This is a genomic window from Virgibacillus sp. GM2-2 (assembly GCF_055329585.1).
Genome location: NZ_JBUZWC010000017.1, coordinates 41,625 through 60,524, shown reverse-complemented (window position 1 = coordinate 60,524; position 18,900 = coordinate 41,625). Strand labels below are relative to the sequence as shown.

Sequence of the window (18,900 nt, the reverse complement as noted above, 5' to 3'; positions counted from 1 at the left end):
CTCTTACTCTGCAAAAACTTCGTGCCATTCATTGCGCTTATCAAGCATATCTTTGGCAATTTGTTTAGCACCTTCTAGACTATGATTTGCTGCCCATCCACACTGAACCTCATTACATGCTGGTACTTCATTCGCTTCCAATACATCTTGTAACGTTTTTTCAAGTGTATCAAGCACTTCATCATAGTTATCGTTATTTAAAATTGCCAAGTAAAAACCTGTTTGGCATCCCATCGGACCAATATCTAATACGTTATCCATATGATTACGGATATTTTCAGCCATTAAATGCTCAATTGAATGTAACCCTGGCATATCCATGTGTTCCTTATTCGGTTGTTTAAAACGAATATCATATTTGTATACATTGTCCCCATTAGAGCCAGTCGTAACTCCGACCAAGCGTACATATGGCGCTTTTACCTTTGTATGATCTAAATTAAAGCTTTCTACATTCATTTTCTTTGTCATGGTCGAACACTCTCCCTTTTATTTTTTCTCGGCTACAACGAGCCATACAAAATCGTTCATTTTCTCAAATGTAACATGAAAATGATTTTTCTCAAACAATTCTTGTAATGTGCCTATAAACGGATAATACTCTCGATTTAAATCCTCTATTAAATCTGTGAAATCTCTTTTTGCTGCTGCCTCTATAATATCTTCCTTTGCAACAGGTGATTCAAACATAGTATCCGCAAAGACAATCTTGCCATTTTTCTCAAGCATTTTGGCGAAATTCGCAAGCGCTACATCCTTTTCAGCATCCGTTAAATGGTGAAATGCGTACGAACTGACAATGGTATCGATTTTTTCATCAAATTCAGGAAACGTTAAAAAGTCACCTTCATAAAGCGATAATTCTGGGAGCTTTTCTGCTGCAATTTCTCGCATAGCATCCGATGGTTCTACACCTAAAACTTTATGGCCTTGTTCCATTAGTTTTTTTGATAAGTTTCCTGTGCCCACACCAAATTCTAAAACATTCCCAGACGCATACTTTGTGACATCATTTAATATTTTATCATAATGCAAAAAAACTGCCGCATATTGTGGATCCCTACCTGCAACACTATCATCATAGGAGCCTGCCCACTCCTCGAATAAATCAATAAATTCACGTCCCATTACTCTCAACTCCACTTATATATTAAAACATAGTAATTCACTATGAATAGTATGAATTACACGTCTTAAGGATAGCATATGATTGCAAAACATTCAAAGTTATGGTTTTCCAACTAAAATTTGTGATTGTTCCTGACAAATTGTCCGACTATGTATGTTTTTTTAGCAATAAAAAAAGAGTGTAACATTTGCTACACTCTGCTTGTTTTTTCCTATATTATTCGTTGTCCTGTGGAAATACGCGTTCAATCATATTGCCCATTTGATCAAATAACCCTTCAATTGGTTCGCCGTTTTCCGCTTGATTCGCATAATCAGTAACAAGGTCAAGAAAATCTGGGTTGGTTGATACGTAAACATTATCGATATTGTTATCAACAGATTTTACTACATCGGTAATTTTTTGCTTCGTACGATCAGTAAGCTCATCACCATCACCATTACCGTTACCATTATTTGTACCTTGATTATTATTGTTGTTTGTATCCAACTCAGCTGCTACATATGCATTGTTTTCCGTTGTTACAACATATGCATTGTCAATTCCCTCAACTTGATTAGCAATTTTTTCAGCGGCTTCATCTGAGACGTCATATTCATTGTTATTATTATCGTTTTCGTCACGATTCATATCAAAATCTTGACGGTTCTCTTGATCATTTGCATCTCCTGCATTAAATCTTGTCTGTTCGACATTAGGATCTTCTGTATCATTATTGTTGTTGTTATTTTCATCTTGATTTTGACAACCAACTAGCGCTGCAGTTGCCATTAAAGCAATACTGAAAGTTTTAAATTTCATTTGAATCCATTCCTCCTTACATATTTTGTGTTTAGTATGTAACAAGTCACACCATTTATTCTTTTGTTTTTACCCTTTTTTTGGAAAGTCCACCAATTATGTTTTCGAAAATATAATCGCTATGTGGGGAAACTATAAGTAATCCTTTAATTTGAGGAGGGGAATCAGTGGATATACCAGATTATGACAAAGCACTTTACTACACACTCTGGGGACAATGGGACGATTTACTTGTACTGATGGTTCGTACAAATGATGATTTACTATCAAAACGGATACAACACTTTTTACACTCCTACTATTATTCACCTGATCAAGACCATGTCATAAATAGCCATGACAAATTACTGTATTACATTGACCATGCAATGAAATACACACCAACTGCAGTAATGGAAGTATAAAAAAACTGAGGGTTACCATCTTGTGGTACCCTCAGTTTATTATTTTAAAAAGACCTATAATAAGGAAAACTTTATCAATTGCTTTAAGATTTCTATTCTTTATGTTTATGTTTGTGTTTATTCTTATGCTTGTCGCCTTTATTGTCTTTATGATGATTATGTTTATGTTTGTTTTGATGTTTTTTGTGATGTTTGTCCTTCTTATGCTTGTGCTTTTCAGCTTTTTCTGCATGCTTCGCTTTTTTAGTTTTATGCTGTTTATCTTTATGTTCTTTCTGGGCATTTCCTCTTTCTTTAGCCTCTTTTGATTTATTCTGTTGATTTTTTCCATTTGAATGAATTGCTCCATTTTGTCCCTTCAGATCACTTGGGTGCAATTCTGGCTTTTCATTTCCCGATTTTGGCTGCTGCTGAATAGTCGCTTTTGAATCGACCTCAGCTATTACGTCTTTATTTGGGTTTTGATTTTGATGATCTGACGTTGCATTAGTATAAAATGATTGAATAAGTTCTTTTTCATCATCATTAACCCGAGTTTGCGTAATAGATAGCTTATTATTAGAAGTTGCACTATTCATGGAGCTAGCCATTACCTTATTCATGGAAATGTCATTCTTCATTGCACGTTCTCGTACTTCTTCTGGAACTTGAAAAGTAGCAATTTCCCACGATGAATTATTTGTTAAAAAATAGTTATCAACAGTATCAAGAACGGAAATATCCTGATTCGACACATAGCTTACCCCGACAAGAATATTTTTGCCATTTTTTATCAAGCCAAGCTCATCACTTTTCATCATGATTAATTCAATTACCTGTTCTATTTTTTTATCATGGTAATTAGATAATTGCTTAATTAATCGTTCAGCATCGGCATTTAATGGAGAAATAGAAACTACTCGAAGTTCTTCATCAATTTCCATTTCAAGACTAGGATTAATATCAACATTAACGTATGCATATGTTTTGTCTTGTCCACCTAAAAAGAAAAATGGAAGTGCAAACAACATAATCATACAAGCAATAGCTATGTAACGATTCGTCATGCTACTGCCTTTTTTGTTCTGAAAAAATATCAATCCACCTTTATTTGTTGCTAAAACCTCATATGAAACTTCGGCACCAACATCTGCGTTTTTCACAGGCTTTACTTTTTGAAATTTGCCATCCTGTGTCATAACGATCGAATATTTTCGATGCTTTTCCATTATGATCCCTTTACTCACTGAGCCACCCCTTTAAGATAATCCTTCAAATACAGATAATCTTCACTTAACACAATAAATATCGCTAATATATATTTCCGGTTTCGTTCTAACGTTTTTTTGCTAACATCCACTCTTTTTACTAAATCCTTAATGGGAAGCTTCTTCTTCAGATGCACATATTCTCTCAATGCTTGATCCTCGTATAAGATTTTAGCAGTACGAATGGCTGACTCACGTGCATCTCTATGTTTTGGAGACACCTCCGTAAGTTCAGATAAGGTCAATTTATAATCCTTTAGCTTCACTTTGAAATCAGCAATTTCCTCTCTACGATACCATGCTTCTTGCTCTTCTTGGTAAATCTCATTCACTGCAACAATTTCAGCTGGGTTTTCCATTTTTTCCTCATCAAAGCTCTCATCTAATGAGGTAGTTGTCGGAGATTTTTGTACAAATCGAATATAATCAATAACCTTCCGCTTCACGACCAATTTTGCAAATGATAGAAAAGAACTGCCTTTTTCCGATGAATAGGTTTGAATGGCTTCATTAAACGCAAATAGCCCCACACTAAATTCATCATCTCGCTTTGGATCAATATAACGTTTACAAACCTCTGAAACACACTTAGCAATATATGGTTGATACATCTTTAAAAGATAATTTTGTACTTCTTGGTTCCCTTCTTTGGCTGAGGCAATCATTTCTTCAAGGGAATTTTCTTTTAAGGACTGGTTAATCAACCTATAACACCTCCAGCCATTATAAAATTCGTCATTTTCTTATTTTTTTTGGGTGTAGCTTTTTTATATTTCACATTCCATTTTATCGTCAGATTCATTAATTTATTAGTCATGATGAAACCACCATCTTTATTTATTTAAGAATTTTTTTCTATTTCAATATGACTAATCTTAACCTATACAAGCCCTAGATACTATCACAGCCTATTTACAGTTATATTAAAAATCGATTACTATGGACAAAAAAGCGCCTATGTCGATAAAATTCGACATAGGCGCTTGACTTCTCACAATTCATTATAAACTAGCTAATGCATCCTCTTTTGTTTCATAATCTGTTTGGGTTTCCAAATAGTCAGCTTTCAGATCCACATATAAATCTTTATCTGGCCATTCAACAGAGGTGATGTGGCTTGTATCAATGAGATAATATTTTTCAGCTGGTATTTTCACAACCTTGACTACAAGGTAATTAATCTTCCAGTTCTCATCATCAAAAACTAGATCTGTTATTTCTCCCATTTTACCATCGTGACCATGTACTTTGATACCAATAGTATCTTCCTCATTCAGCAACACATAATTTTTGTTTTCATTCATTTCTGCTTCATTACGTTTAGCTTTATTTTCTTGATCCTGTGTTGGAATTTTCGGAACAAAAGGACGATCAACAGCGCCCCAAAGGTTTTCTCCGCGCCAGTAACGGTTCCAACCATAGTATTCAGTTAGACTTTCTTCATTCGCTTTAGAAATCTCAGCGTCCGCAGGAATGGTTGGACTACGTTTGATTGTGTCCTTATCATGGTCAACTTCAACTCGCTCATCACGTTCATTTACCCCTGTGAATGAAGCCGGAGATAAATACACATTTCTTGAAGGTAACCATTTATGTGTATCTACTTGTGCATATCGAATTGCCCAACTATGATCGTCAAAATAAAGATCTTTTACCTTACCCATTTCTCCATCTGTAGCATGAATATTATATGATTTCAATGTTGATGTTAAATATCGCATTAAAATCCTCCTTTAACTGTTATAAAGATAAATACCCAACATTTAGCTTTATCAAACAATTAGGAGACTATTTTTGTTTGTGTAAGGAAAAATAATATTCTATCGGAATGTACAAGCCAACTTTTCCATGTTTGTCAGTATCAAGTGTTGCAAACACAACACCAATTACCTTTCCAGAAGAATTGATTACTGGACTACCACTGTTCCCATGATAAATTGGTGCATCTATCATCATGACTGGCTTATCCCAATCAGGAAGCATTGTCTTTTTAATTATTGTTCCTTTATTTGCAATACCATGAAATTGTAATGGGTTACCAATAAAATAAATTTTTTCACCTTGGTTTACAGTAGTGTTTTGAGCTAATTCGAGTGAGGGGTAATCCTCGCCTTCTGTTTCTAATACAGCTAAATCAACCGCTGGATAAGTCGCAACTACTTTAGCGTTATGCAATCCTTCTTCGGGAAATGCTACTGTAACATTTTTTTCACCACTAATGACATGCTCATTCGTGATAATCGTTCCACCATTATTAATGGAAAAACCCGTTCCGTTTGAATTACCAGCTTCAATGACGACAACTGCTTTTTTGTAGGTACTAATATCGTCCTGCATGGACAATTTGGACGACGTGATTAAAAACTCAATTGCAGGAATCGATATTATTTTAGGAAAAAAAGCAAAAACATTAAACACCATCATAATTGCAATTAGCCAAAATGCCCACTTTGGAAATGGGCGTTTTGGCTTCTTATTTTCTCTATTTTCTTGAGCACGTTGAAGTGCATTCTTGCGTTCTTCTTCAACTAATTCATACAATTCCTCATCATCGATTTCCTCGTATAAATCGTCGTCGATAACATCATGGTTGTTATTACTATCTCTATCCATAGCACACCTCATTAGAAAAGCGCAAACGCCCGTTTAGAAGCGGACGCATAAGCAAGGGACCGTAGAACGCATGGGTTTAAGGAAGTTCGACTAAAACCGCCACATCCTCGAAAAAGAAAATCACTTTTTCTTCGTGCGATGTATTTCAAGGAGCTTTCCTTGTCCTGTGGCAACATCGAACTACCCCACGTCCTGTGGAGCAGAAGTGTCCATTGCTTATGACGGCAGCTTCTGGGCGATGTAGCTAGACATAAATTTTTTTATACATTTATCTCATTTGGCTTATCGCCAAGCTTTAATGGGACAGCCTTAGTTGCCCTTATACTGATATCCATAAAACGTATACTTTCCTATCAGTATAAGAAAAAACGGAATTGTCATTCGATGTAAACAACTGGAATAACATGGCTTGAACTACTCAGTAGCGGACACAGAATCTCTTATTTTTACTTTTCAGACGTGTTTTAATGGTTAAAAGGACACACGATGCGTTATTTAGTAAAAAAATAGTTATTTCATCCCGTTTCCATTTAAATAAGAGATCCTCTGTCCGCGAATAGACGCGTATGGACCAATTTTGCACAAATAACGCATCGTGTGTCCGGTTATTTCAACCCCTAGAAACCCTGCGTATGCTCTTTTTCGGTAAAGCTCACGTGCTCTTTAGTTATCAACAACAAACACACCTATTATAGCAGCTAATCTATACTGCTTTTTTGGTATTACCTTGTTGCATTTGATACATTTGATAATACATACCCTTAACATGTATCAACTGATCATGATTTCCTTGTTCTTTTATCATACCATGATCAAGGACAAAAATTGTATCTGCTTGCTGAATGGTTGATAAACGATGGGCAATGACTAGTGTTGTACGACCTTTCTTCAGCACTTCAAGTGCGCGTTGAATCACCGCCTCTGTTTCCGTATCTACATTGGCAGTTGCCTCGTCTAGAATTAAAATTGCTGGATCAAACGCTAACGCACGTGCAAATGACAGTAATTGTCTTTCACCAAGTGAAAAAGTACTTCCACCCTCTGTTACTGGATCATCATACTTCTTCGGTAGTTTTTCGATAAATCGATCTGCCCCAACAGCTTTTAATGCTTGAATTGCCTGTTCACGAGTAATAGTCGGATCATCCATTGTAATATTTGATAGGATTGTTCCTGAAAAAAGAAATGGATCCTGAAGAACAATACCCATATGACTACGTACTTGTTGACGAGACCATTCACTTGTATTATTACCGTCTATCGTAATTGTACCTTTTTGTGGATCATAAAAGCGAAATAGTAGATTCATAATCGAACTTTTACCAGATCCAGTATGACCGACAAATGCTGCTGTTTGACCCGGCTCGATTGTAAAAGAGATATTGTTTAATACATAATCCTTGTCGTTATAAGCAAAAGATACATCATTAAATTTTACTCTTCCACGGTATCTATCTACGGGATCCGTCACAACATGTTCTCCATCCTGATCCATCAGTTCAAATACCCGATTACCTGCTACTCTCGCTTGCTCAATAAGTGGTAGCTGGTGAACAATATCGGTAACAGGCTCAAATAACCGGTTTAAGTAATCCACAAATGCATACAACATACCAATAGAAATTACTGCTGTTACATCGAAAGATTGAATCCCGAAGTACCAGATAAATCCAACGAATGCAATATTACGAATGACTGTTACTAAATTATACGAAGTAAGTGCACTAAGCTTCACTAATTTACGTTGATAAACGTAATTTCGGTCATTTAATTTTTCAAAATCCTTTTTCGTTTTCTTTTCATGTCGAAATGCTTGAATAATTGGCATTCCTTGAATAGCCTCACTTATATTTCCGTTTATTTCACTAATGGTATTACGAATAACCGTGTTATATTTGGTACCAAAATGTTTGTATACTTTCATCCATCCAACAATTAATGGAACAATGAGTAAACATATGAGCGCCAATGTTGGATCAAGTATGAATAATGCAACAAAAATACCAGCCATATATATGACACTTGTTACAACGATGGAAAGTACACGTTCATACAAATCACGAATCGCCTCTGTATCATTTGTAATTCGTGCGACTATCTTTCCAGCAGGTTGATCAACGTAATAATTAATAGGTATTCGCTGTGTATGCTGAAAGATATCATTTCGCATTCTCTTTACAATCTGATTAGATGCTTTTTGTAATAAAAATGTTTTAAAGAACTGAAAGAATGCCGCGATTAGTAATAAAAACATATATAAGCCTAGTAAAAAAATTATTGGACCTTTTTCAGGCTGAAAGAACGGATATATTTCTGAAAAAGATAGCTTCTCACCAGTGAATGATTGTTTACCTTCACTCGTCTCCACTACAATTTTATTTTCCGCTATCATTCGTTTACCGTTTAGAGGTACGTCCTCGTTTACTAAATAGTAACTTCTTTCTATTTGTAGAATCGTAACTAGTTCAATCGGTTCATCCTTATTGGTAAGGCGATCAGACCGCTTGTAATATTCTTCATTGTGTTCAATTGTATAGTCGTCATTATTCTGTTCAACTTGATGCCAATTTCCTTCAACACCAAGAATATGTTCATCAATAATCCTTTTTGCTATTAATGGACCTGCTAACTCTAGTGCAACAGCAATAATTAAGCATATTAAACCTATGATAATTCCTTTTTTATACAATAACGCATAGCGCATTAATCGTTTTTCGGTTGACATTTTTTCCATTAGGAACGCACCTCCTCTTCTTCTAGCTGCTGTTGCGTATACTGGTCTTTGTACCAACCGTCCCGCGCAACTAATTCATTATGTGTTCCCTGTTCAATAATTTTTCCCTCTTCCAAAACAATAATATGATCTGCATGCGTCACTGCCGAAAGCCGATGGGCAGCGATAAACGTTGTTTTGTTTTTTCTTTCTTCGCGTAAGTGCTCGATAATTTTTGACTCTGTTTTTCCATCCACTGCAGATAATGAATCGTCTAAAATTAAAATTTCTGGATTTTTGATAAATGCACGAGCTAATGCAACACGTTGTTTTTGTCCTCCAGATAACGTTACTCCACTTTCTCCAACTTGGGTGTCAAGACCCTCTGGTAACTGCTTCATATCGTTCAAAAAGTAAGCTAATTCCATCACTCGATAAATTTCCTCGTCCGTTGCATCTCCTTTTCCAAATTGGATGTTTTCTCGAATTGTCTTAGAAAACATCATCTGATCCTGTGGAACATACCCAATCCACGATCGAATTTCATCCAACTTGATATCATTCAAATCCGTTCCAGAGATACTTATTTTCCCTTGAACTCCAGGATACTGGCGCAACAATAGCTTAAATAACGTTGTTTTACCTGCGCCTGTTTTTCCAACTATCCCAATTGTTTGCCCACGCTTTAGATGAAGATAGACATCATCCAATCGTTTCACATCGGTATCAGGATAAGTGAAGGAAATATGGTCGAATTCAACCGTATCAAGTCTAGAAATCGATTTTGGTTGTTCCACATTTTTCACATCAGCTTCGTAGTCTAATGTTTCGTTAACTCTGTCCAGTGATGCATTACCACGTTGCATAATATTAATTAATTCACCTACCGCAAACATCGGCCAGATCAGCATTCCTAAATAAACGTTGAACGTAACAAGGTCACCTAACGTAATATTGTTTTCAAATACTAATAGAGCTCCATATCCAAGTCCTATCGTATACGACAATCCAACTAGGATTTTCATCGTTGGTTCAAATAAGGCATCAATTTTAGCTACTTCAATATTTTTTTGGTATACATCCTCCGTCATTTGTGCAAAACGTTTTTCGTCTTGCCTTTCCTGAACAAATGCTCGGATAACACGGACACCGCGAATCGATTCTAATACTTCATTGTTCATATCGCCAAAAGCCGTTTGTGCTTCCATGAACCGTTTATGAATCGTACCACCGTATTTATTCATAACTACCGCCATAATTGGTAATGGAATAAGTGCTGCCAACGTAAGCGGCCAACTAATCGTAAATCCCATTACTGCTATGATCATAATCATAAAAATGCTTGAGTCCACTAATGTTAATACTCCAAATCCTGCAGTTTGCTGAATAGAACGTAAATCATTGGTGCTTCGGGCCATTAAATCACCCGTTCTATACTTTCCAAAAAACGTTGGAGTCATATTCAGAAAATGATCCATTAATCTACTTCTGGTCAAACGCTCAAGCTTTGCAGCACCACTAAAAAGCGTATAATCCCATAAAAATGATATTAAATAATGCACAACAATTAATACAAGATAACCTACAATAACCGATAGTAAGAGTTTCATTGTTAACGTTTCGAATTGTATGTGGTCGATAGCATAGCCGACTAATTTTGGTGGAATTAGTCCAATGGCGCTCGCTATGATCAGTGCTATAATTGCAAATACATAACTTTTCCAATACCGTTTAAAAAACCAATCTAATTTCTTAAAAACTTGAAACATAGTACTCACCTTCTTTTTCTCTATGGTTATTTTCTAAAAGATTATTGTTATGTAACAAAATCCGTAAACTGTGAACTGAACGTGGTTACCAAGCACTACCCGGTAACGGACACTGAAGCCCTTATTTTTACTTTTCGAGCATGTTTTATGGGTTAAGCGGACTCAGGATGCCTTATTTAGGTGAAAACAGGTTGAAATCAAGCTATTTTCACTAAATAAGGTCTCCTGTGTCCGCGAACAAGCCCATTTACTTCAATTTTGCTCGAATAAGGTATCTGTAGTCCACTTATTTCCATTCCGCTTTCATTAATAAGTTTTTCTCAGTATCAGTAAACTGCGAACTAATTAGGGGGTAGCGACTATCGGACTGAGGATTCCTTATTTATTTTTTTACCTTTATATTGAGAGTTAACGGACACACGATGCCTTATTCAGCTAAAAAACATGATTTTCAACTGTTTTTTCCCAAATAAGGAATACTGAGTCCGATAACCACCGCATTTACCCTTATTTTTCACAAATAAGGGATCGTGTGTCCGCTAGCTGACATCTTGCACGCAATCATTCCAGTACGCTCGAAAATGTTCTTCACTATCCTTGCGCAGCGGAAATCAACGTTGCACTTACCAAAAGGCAAAACGTAAATTTTCACTAGTTCACAATTTCCTTCAACTATTCATTAATAAAATAACAAAACTTATGAAAACAACCTTCTCTTTATTCCATATGCCTATTAATCAAATCGCCCCTAACTGATGACCTATTATAAAATAAAAAAAACATACGCCGATGACGTATGTTTTCATAAGTTAATGAAAGACCTGCAATTCTCCCATCAAATATAAAAAAGGCCACAGCTAGGTGTGACCTTCTACGAGAGTAAAGTATAAGAAACATTATGTATACCTATGCTTTCCCGCTTAGAAGGTCACTAATTATTATGAAATTTGCTTTGTTTAATTGAATTACTTTTTTCATCTTAATGACCTCCTTCCGATTCGATTCCCAATAATTATAGTATTTTGAAAAATATTAGTCAATACATTTTTATTTTATTTTTAAATTTTCTTTAAAAAATGGGCGATTGAGCCGAAAGTAATAATATATGTTGTGTTGAAAGTTAGAGGGGGAAATAATGTGTTAGTCAAAAAGAAAGATAATCGTAAAAGTTTACAGCAACAATTAGATCAAGCAAATGCAGAAATTGTAAAGCTTAACCAGGAGAAAGATAAAATTTATAAAGAAAATAAAGCATTCTTATCACAGTTTGAAAAGGATTTGTTACATACAATTGATCAACACGAGCATGTTAACTCACAGCACCATGATTTAGAAGATTTAGTAGTATTAATAAAGCAACGTTTTGAAGAAATTCAATCATTAGGACAAGCTTCAAGTGAACACTCTAAACGACTGTTGGAAAAGGGAAACGGGCTTGTGCAATCATCTGATTCATTAGCGAAACAATCGGAAGAATATCAAGAAATTATGACAAAAAACAAGCATCTTATGGATAATCTAGAATCACAGATGACAAAAACTTCCGGAAGTATGAAGGAGCTTGGTGAACACTCGAATACAATTAAAGAGATTGTTCAAGTTATCAGCGAAATTGCTAACCAAACCAATCTATTAGCATTGAATGCATCGATTGAAGCAGCGCGTGCTGGCGAGCACGGAAAAGGATTTGCAGTGGTTGCTGCTGAAGTACGAAAACTTGCTGAAAATACTGCTGAAAGTACACATCATATCGATGAGGTAACGACAACCATACAACATAAAATACAAGAAGCTGAACAAGACACATATGAAAATCAAAAAACGGTACAAGCTTCAGCCGATATAAACAATAAAACGGTAAACATGCTAAAAGAAATGGCTTCAATTGTTCAAACTGTTAAGTCAAATACACAAGATGTATTAGATAATATGAACAATCAAAATGAGTTAACCGTTGAGATGGTGAGCTATATAGATGAAACCAATGAATCATTTGAAACAATCAAACAAGCTCTATTTCAACATATAGAAGATGCAACAATAGTAGATAAGCAACTAGCATCTGGTATAGAGGGAATACAAGGGCTAGCACCCGTTAACAAAGCGTAATAAGAAAACCTATCGCCACGCGTTAAAGGCGAATGCATTCGCTGCACCTAAACTCATAAATTCCTATAAGTGAAATTAAGAAGAGAATCGCCGAAACTGGCGATTCTCTTTTTAATCTATGGTTGTTTTTTCTTCTGATGTTAGTTTACTTGACTGCCAATTTTATTTTTGTCACTCAAACCGAGTTCCACCATTTTTTCAACCTTATCATGAGGCACTTCGGTTTCTTGGGAAATTTTCTCGATTGAGACATGTGGATGTTTAATGACAAAACTCTGTACTCGGTTACTTTCTAATAAACACGTCGTGCACATTGTGAAAGGACTGGATTCCATCGGTTGTTGACACAAACGGCAATGCCGCACAAATTCTCCCATTTCCTCACCCCTTATGCCTTTATTAATATTCATCATACAACTTTTGCCAAATTTCAACAATATAATTTATACAATATTTCGAAAAATGGTTCTTTGGACATAGCTTCCACTATTACTTTATATCTACTGTGCAAAGGTTCAACTTTTATCTCAACAGTGATATAATGCAATATGTTGATTTCTTAGATACGAACGGAAGTGTAATAATGAAAAAGCGTACCTACAAAAAAATTGAACCCGCGTCCGGTGCGATTATTATGGCAAGTGGAATATTTTTAATTGGCACAGTAAATGCTTTTCCTATGCTTGATATACAATTCGGTAAGTACTTAGCTTTTATGGTACTTATTACATGGTTTTTTATATATAAATCGTTATCCATTCAATTTTTTCACAAAGAATTTTTAATTCCTTTTATTAAGCACCCTGTCAATTCATTTACAATAGGTACTTGGATTGCTGGTGTATCCGTATTATGTAATGTCTTTATTAAATATTTTCCAGAGATTATTTTAATTACCCAAGCAATGGCAGTTCTTAACACATTTTTGTGGTTATTCTTCTTAATAACATGCTTTTATAATTTTCGTCAGTTATTCACTAACTATCAAAAATATCCAGTTCACGGGGTTGTTTTATTATCAACTGTCGGAACTCAATCTATCATTCTTTTGTTGAATAATGTGTTTTTTCAATTTCCAACATTTTTTTCCGAAGCAATCATCATTTTAGGCTTTATGTTCTATTTAGCTGGAATTGTATTAATCGGAAACCGTTATTTGAGACAAAAGAATTGGTCCTTGGCTACAGATTGGTCGAATACAAACTGTATTATTCACGGTGCACTATCGATTACAGGTTTAGCCATTGTTACCACAAACACATTCACCCCATCGTTTATAGCTGTCTTTTGGATTGTTGTCTTCCTATTATTAATTGCCATAGAAATAATCGAAATTATTCGTGCTATTAAACGAATTCGGAATTTCGGTTGGAACAAAGGGTTATTTGACTACCACGTTAGCCAATGGTCTCGTAATTTTACGTTTGGCATGTTTTACACGTTTTCTTTAGTCATGCACTTTAATCCGTTTTATTCCATTCCAGGATTACTTTATTCATTTCAGGAAAGCTTTATGGTCTTTTGGGCTTGGGTTGTCTTAAGTGCGCTAGTTATTCAAATTGGAATCTTTATTAAATCTCGTATTGAAACATATAATTATGCAAAAAAGAAAGATCTATCCCACTATAACGCAAGCTAGGGTAAATACTTGATGGTACCTGCAAAGCACTACAGAAAAATCTGTAGTGCTTTTTTTAATAGCAATTTTTTAACACTATATCCGTAGACTAAAAATTCAGAACGAATGGTACACTGCTTGGGATCGGACTGAGGATGCCTTATTCACCTTTTTTGCCATTATTTTGAGGGTTAACGGACACACGATGCCTTATTCAGCTAAAAAACATGATTTTCAACTGTTTTTATCCAAATAAGGAATCCTGAGTCCTATAACAACCGCATTTACCCTTATTTTTCACAAATAAGGGATCGTGTGTCCGCAAGCTGACATCCTGCAGTGCAATCTTTCCAGTACCCTCGAAACTGTTACTTCGCTAGCCTTGCCAGCAGCGGTTATCAACGTTGCTGTTACATAAGCATGAATTATCACTAGTTCGCATTTTCCTCAATTACGATAAAGTAAAGTGAAATCAATTTAATGAACTACTTTTTAATAAATTTTTCCGTTTTTCGCATACTACACTTATATGTTTTTCATGGGAGGTTCATATGCGAAAAAATCGGTATACAAAGAAAGATTCCTCCATTTTCCCGATAAAAGTCGATAAACTTCAGGAAATACTAGAGGGTAAATTTGAGAATAATCCAGATTTGATATTCTCTACCTACACTCATCAAGGTAAAAAAATAGCTTTATTCTTTATTGCTTATCAGATTCAATCTGATAAATTAGAAAAGTTCATTATACAACCCTTACTAAGTAGTGAAAAAGCGTGGACAAAAGATGCAATGCTGAATGATATTCCATTAAGCACTGGATCGTCAAAAAATAAATTAGAAGAAATTTTGGAGAAACTTTTAATTGGAGAAGTATTTATCTACGTCGAAGATGAGGACGGAGTAGTTTCTTTTTTACTTTCGAAAAAAGAAAAGCGACAAATAGCTCAGGCGGAAACGGAATCAGTTGTACTTGGGCCAAAGGCAGCTTTTACGGAATCCATGGTAACAAATCTAAATCTAGTTAGGTGGCTCATTCGTTCACCAGATTTGGTGTTGGAGAGAATTCATATCGGTAGCGTTGCACCAAAAGAAGTCAGATTGATATATATGAAGTCAATAGCGAATGAGTCAGATGTAAATACGATGCGTCAACGAATAAAGGAATTAGATGTTGACACAATCATTGACAGTACTGTTTTAATGCAACATGTAGAAGATTCGCAACTAACGATTTTTCCACAATATTATTCAACAGAATTACCTGATCGATTTAGCTATACGGTTACAAGTGGAAAAATTGGTGTTTTAGTCGAAGGGAGTCCAACTGGTTTCATTGCACCATCTTCCATTTTTAGTTTTTTCGAATCAACTGAGGACATTTATAGTCGTTGGAACAGCGGTACTTTCTTACGGATGTTACGTTTCGTAGCAATGATTATTTCCGTACTATTAACTCCGTTATATGTTGCCGCCGTTACGTATCATTACGAGTTAATTCCAACCCCCGAGTTAATTACGCTCGGACAGTCTAGAGCCGCAGTCCCCTTTCCACCTTTACTGGAAGCATTAATATTAGAGTTTATGATTGAGTTACTACGAGAGGCTGGTGCTCGGTTGCCGACTAAAGTTGGTCAAACCATGGGTATTGTTGGTGGTATTGTAATTGGTCAGGCAGCAGTTCAAGCAGGTTTGACGAGTAGTATACTAATCATCGTTATTGGGATTAGTGCACTTGCATCCTTTACTTCCCCTAGTTATGCAATGGGTACAACCATTCGTGTCATCCGTTTTCCAATGATTATTTTAGCTGGCCTTTACGGGATTGTCGGCATTATGTTTGGCGTATGCTTTTTAATTATCCATTTATTAAAGCTTACTTCACTCGGGCGCCCTTACTTAACTCCTTTATATCCATTTAAGTGGAGAGACTTTAATAAAGTGATTTTTCGTTTACCTTTCAACTTACAAGCAAAACGCGCAGTATTATTGAATCCAAAAAGTAAATCGAGATATAAAAAGAAGGAGTCAAGGAAAAAGAAAGACATCGATGAGTAGGTGAAACTATGAATATTAATGTAAAAGTAAAGAGCAACATGAAAATACGTGCGTTTTACCTCTTCTTCATCATTACGTCTATCCAAACAGGAACTGGAATAATGGGTGCGCCACGGTATATCTACTTAGAGGCAGGTCGTGATGCATGGCTTTCGATAATAATAGCTTTAGCCTACATGTTATTCGTCGTGATGAGCATGTATTTTATTCTGAAACAATATGAAAGTGCAGATATATTAGGTATTCAAGTCGACGTGTTTGGGATTTGGATTGGCAAGATTTTAGGAACAATCTTTCTCCTCCATTTGTTGGTGAGTCTGTTATCCATACTCATTACTTATATTGAAGTGGTGCAGATTTTCTTATTTCCTACATTTCCAACATGGGTGTTAGCTATACTTTTCCTAAGCCTTATCATTTATAGTGTTCTAGGTGGTATTCGGATCGTAGTAGGTGTTGCTTTTACGTTTTTTATTTTTACAGAGTTAATTATGTTTTTATTAATAGCGCCTGCGATGCGTATCGATATAACACATCTTTTACCTGCTTTTCAAACTCCGATCGTTGAGTTGTTAAAAGGTGCTAAAGCAACTTCATTTAGTTTTCTAGGTTTTGAAATACTATTGTTGTTATACCCGTTTATCCAAAATAAACAGAGTATTAAATGGCCAATTAGTTTAGGAGTAACTAGATCCGCTTTAGCACTATTGGTCGTAACGATAATCGCAATCGGCTATTATAGTCCACGCCAATTGGAATCTCTAGAATGGTCGGTTCTTGGATTGTTTAAAATTATCTCTTTTTCATTTTTAGAACGGTTTGATTATATTGTTATAACAGTTTGGATGATGGTAATTTTACCAAACATGATCCTCCTCATGTGGGGAATTACATATGGCATGAAACGACTATATAAAATCCAACAAAAAAAGACACTTTATATTACTGCTATTTTATTGTTTATAACTAGCAGTTTTTTAGAAAAAACAAGGGCAATAATAGAATTAACATCACTATTTGCTAATCTAGGATTTTGGCTCATTTACGTCTATCCTTTTGCATTACTTCCCATTGTTTTAATAAAGAAAAAATGGCGCAAACAAAAAGGTGAGATTAAATCATGAAACGATTACTCGTATTCTTCGTTACAGGTATGATTGTCTTTTTAAACGGATGTTTACCATCTAAAGAAATCGAGAGCCTCGGGATCATTAATACCCGTGGCGTCGATTTAACCGATGATGAAAAAGTAAAAACGACATTGGTTTACTTTCAATTCGATTCCGAATCTACCGACATAACGAGAATTGTCTCAGGTGTAGGCGAAACAATTAAAGGTGCACGAGCAAATGCAAACTTTAAAACCAATTTCGAATTAACAGCAGGACAAATTAGATTAGAAATTTATGGACTAGAGACTGCTAAGAAAGGGATATTACCTTATATAGATACATTAATAAGGGACGCCAAGGTAGCTGATACGATGTTATTAGCAGTGAGCAAAAATAAGGCCGAAGAGATGATAACAATGGGTCAAAAGGATACAGAAAGAAGTGTTGGTCATTACTTATATCGTTTAATTGAACAAAGTATAAATGATGATATAATACCTCGTACAAATTTACAGGACTTTATTCATGCTTATTACGATGCTGGAAAAGACCCTACGTTACCGATGATAACAATTGCTGAGCGACAACCAAAGTTGTATGCAATGGCATTATTCCAAGGGGATAAATATGTTGGTCAGGTAACGAATGAGCAAGCATTTTTGATCAATATGCTAGAAAAAACAGTACAAACGACATTACTAGAACTAAAATTGCCACTCAAACCCTTCCAGAAATACTTGGAAAAAAAATCCGATAAAGATAGCGAGGACCAGGATGAAACCTTTAGTATTTTACTAGGCGTCTTAAAAGGACATGGTCGCACAAAAGCAATTAACAACTCAAACCTAACATTTAAGACAACAGTTAATCTCGAACTAAGACTACAAGAGCTATCGAAAGAGATTAAACTTCAAAATCCAAAGGTAATAGACCTGTTAGAAAAAGAAATTGAAAAAAACTTAAAAGAACAGTATTCCGAGCTTTTAAAAAAGACACAAGAACTAAATGCGGATCCATTTGGATATGGAAATGTATATAGGTTGAATAAAAAGAGCGGTGAACTGAAAGTTAAAGAATGGCGAGATAAATTTCCAAAAATCGATGTAACATTTGATATTAATGCTAAAATAATGCGCCATGGTACGATACAATAGCAAATGAAAAAACGCTTCGGAAATACACTTCGGGCGCCATAAGGTGACTGGGATTCTCCTCATGCAGGAGAATGAAAAATTCCCTTAGAAACAATCCCGCGAAGAAAAAATGCTTTTCTTTTTCAATAAGGCTACGTATATTTTCGAAGCTAAATTAGCTGTCCCACCTATTAC

16 protein-coding genes are annotated in these 18,900 nt (G+C 35.4%); 6 read left to right on the top strand and 10 right to left on the bottom strand.

The genetic code is table 11. The annotated features are described in order from the left end of the window. Window positions 1–3 precede the first annotated feature (3 nt). The 3 genes from ACY9Z2_RS16230 to ACY9Z2_RS16220 form a co-directional block, all read right to left on the bottom strand. Window positions 4–471: an S-ribosylhomocysteine lyase gene (locus ACY9Z2_RS16230; RefSeq protein WP_463610712.1), complete on the bottom strand. Its 468-nt coding sequence runs from the start codon at window positions 469–471 to the stop codon at window positions 4–6. A gap of 18 nt (window positions 472–489) precedes the next feature. After that, on the bottom strand, window positions 490–1,128 hold the full coding sequence (locus tag ACY9Z2_RS16225) for a class I SAM-dependent DNA methyltransferase (RefSeq protein WP_463610711.1): 639 nt from the start codon (window positions 1,126–1,128) through the stop codon (window positions 490–492). Window positions 1,129–1,345: 217 nt separating this feature from the next. After that, complete coding sequence (locus tag ACY9Z2_RS16220) at window positions 1,346–1,930, bottom strand: YhcN/YlaJ family sporulation lipoprotein (RefSeq protein ID WP_463610710.1); 585 nt, start codon at window positions 1,928–1,930, stop codon at window positions 1,346–1,348. A 167-nt stretch (window positions 1,931–2,097) separates the two neighbouring features. Here ACY9Z2_RS16220 and ACY9Z2_RS16215 point away from each other — a divergent pair, with 167 nt between their 5' ends. Beyond that, entirely contained in the window at window positions 2,098–2,334 is a 237-nt protein-coding gene (locus tag ACY9Z2_RS16215; RefSeq protein WP_463610709.1) for a YhdB family protein, read from the top strand. 92 nt (window positions 2,335–2,426) lie between these two features. Here the strand turns inward: ACY9Z2_RS16215 and ACY9Z2_RS16210 are convergent, their stop codons facing one another. The 6 genes from ACY9Z2_RS16210 to ACY9Z2_RS16185 all read right to left on the bottom strand — a co-directional run bounded on the left by ACY9Z2_RS16210 (window position 2,427) and on the right by ACY9Z2_RS16185 (window position 10,676). After that, complete coding sequence (locus ACY9Z2_RS16210; protein ID WP_463610708.1) at window positions 2,427–3,560, bottom strand: anti-sigma factor domain-containing protein; 1,134 nt, start codon at window positions 3,558–3,560, stop codon at window positions 2,427–2,429. After that, window positions 3,557–4,285, bottom strand: coding sequence for an RNA polymerase sigma factor SigI (gene sigI, locus ACY9Z2_RS16205; protein ID WP_463610707.1), 729 nt, complete (start codon window positions 4,283–4,285; stop codon window positions 3,557–3,559). The genes ACY9Z2_RS16210 and sigI overlap by 4 nt, the downstream gene beginning before the upstream one ends. 297 nt (window positions 4,286–4,582) lie before the next feature. Next, window positions 4,583–5,302 carry a PRC-barrel domain-containing protein gene (locus ACY9Z2_RS16200; protein ID WP_463610706.1) on the bottom strand — a complete coding sequence of 240 codons (720 nt, stop codon included), beginning with the start codon at window positions 5,300–5,302 and terminating at the stop codon, window positions 4,583–4,585. 67 nt (window positions 5,303–5,369) lie between these two features. Beyond that, on the bottom strand, window positions 5,370–6,194 hold the full coding sequence (locus ACY9Z2_RS16195; RefSeq protein ID WP_463610705.1) for a S1 family peptidase: 825 nt from the start codon (window positions 6,192–6,194) through the stop codon (window positions 5,370–5,372). 703 nt (window positions 6,195–6,897) lie between these two features. Beyond that, entirely contained in the window at window positions 6,898–8,928 is a 2,031-nt protein-coding gene (locus tag ACY9Z2_RS16190; RefSeq protein WP_463610704.1) for an ABC transporter ATP-binding protein, read from the bottom strand. Further along, window positions 8,928–10,676 (bottom strand): ABC transporter ATP-binding protein, encoded by a 1,749-nt coding sequence (locus ACY9Z2_RS16185; RefSeq protein ID WP_463610703.1) that lies wholly within the window; start codon window positions 10,674–10,676, stop codon window positions 8,928–8,930. The genes ACY9Z2_RS16190 and ACY9Z2_RS16185 overlap by 1 nt, the downstream gene beginning before the upstream one ends. Window positions 10,677–11,813: 1,137 nt before the next feature. On the opposite strand from ACY9Z2_RS16185, the gene ACY9Z2_RS16180 reads away from it, so the two are divergent. Then, the gene (locus ACY9Z2_RS16180; protein ID WP_463610702.1) at window positions 11,814–12,785 is read left to right on the top strand and encodes a methyl-accepting chemotaxis protein; all 972 of its coding nucleotides are present in this window, start codon (window positions 11,814–11,816) and stop codon (window positions 12,783–12,785) included. 140 nt (window positions 12,786–12,925) lie between these two features. Here the strand turns inward: ACY9Z2_RS16180 and ACY9Z2_RS16175 are convergent, their stop codons facing one another. Beyond that, on the bottom strand, window positions 12,926–13,162 hold the full coding sequence (locus ACY9Z2_RS16175) for a hypothetical protein (RefSeq protein ID WP_463610701.1): 237 nt from the start codon (window positions 13,160–13,162) through the stop codon (window positions 12,926–12,928). A 164-nt stretch (window positions 13,163–13,326) separates the two neighbouring features. Here ACY9Z2_RS16175 and ACY9Z2_RS16170 point away from each other — a divergent pair, with 164 nt between their 5' ends. The 4 genes from ACY9Z2_RS16170 to ACY9Z2_RS16155 all read left to right on the top strand — a co-directional run bounded on the left by ACY9Z2_RS16170 (window position 13,327) and on the right by ACY9Z2_RS16155 (window position 18,726). Further along, on the top strand, window positions 13,327–14,424 hold the full coding sequence (locus ACY9Z2_RS16170) for a TDT family transporter (RefSeq protein WP_463610700.1): 1,098 nt from the start codon (window positions 13,327–13,329) through the stop codon (window positions 14,422–14,424). 530 nt (window positions 14,425–14,954) lie between these two features. Continuing rightward, window positions 14,955–16,460, top strand: a complete 1,506-nt coding sequence (locus ACY9Z2_RS16165) for a spore germination protein (protein WP_463610699.1) — start codon at window positions 14,955–14,957, stop codon at window positions 16,458–16,460. Between the two features lie 8 nt (window positions 16,461–16,468). Further along, entirely contained in the window at window positions 16,469–17,584 is a 1,116-nt protein-coding gene (locus ACY9Z2_RS16160; protein WP_463610698.1) for a GerAB/ArcD/ProY family transporter, read from the top strand. Beyond that, window positions 17,581–18,726: a Ger(x)C family spore germination protein gene (locus tag ACY9Z2_RS16155; RefSeq protein ID WP_463610697.1), complete on the top strand. Its 1,146-nt coding sequence runs from the start codon at window positions 17,581–17,583 to the stop codon at window positions 18,724–18,726. Before ACY9Z2_RS16160 ends, ACY9Z2_RS16155 begins: the two co-directional genes overlap by 4 nt. The last annotated feature ends 174 nt before the right edge of the window (window positions 18,727–18,900 follow it).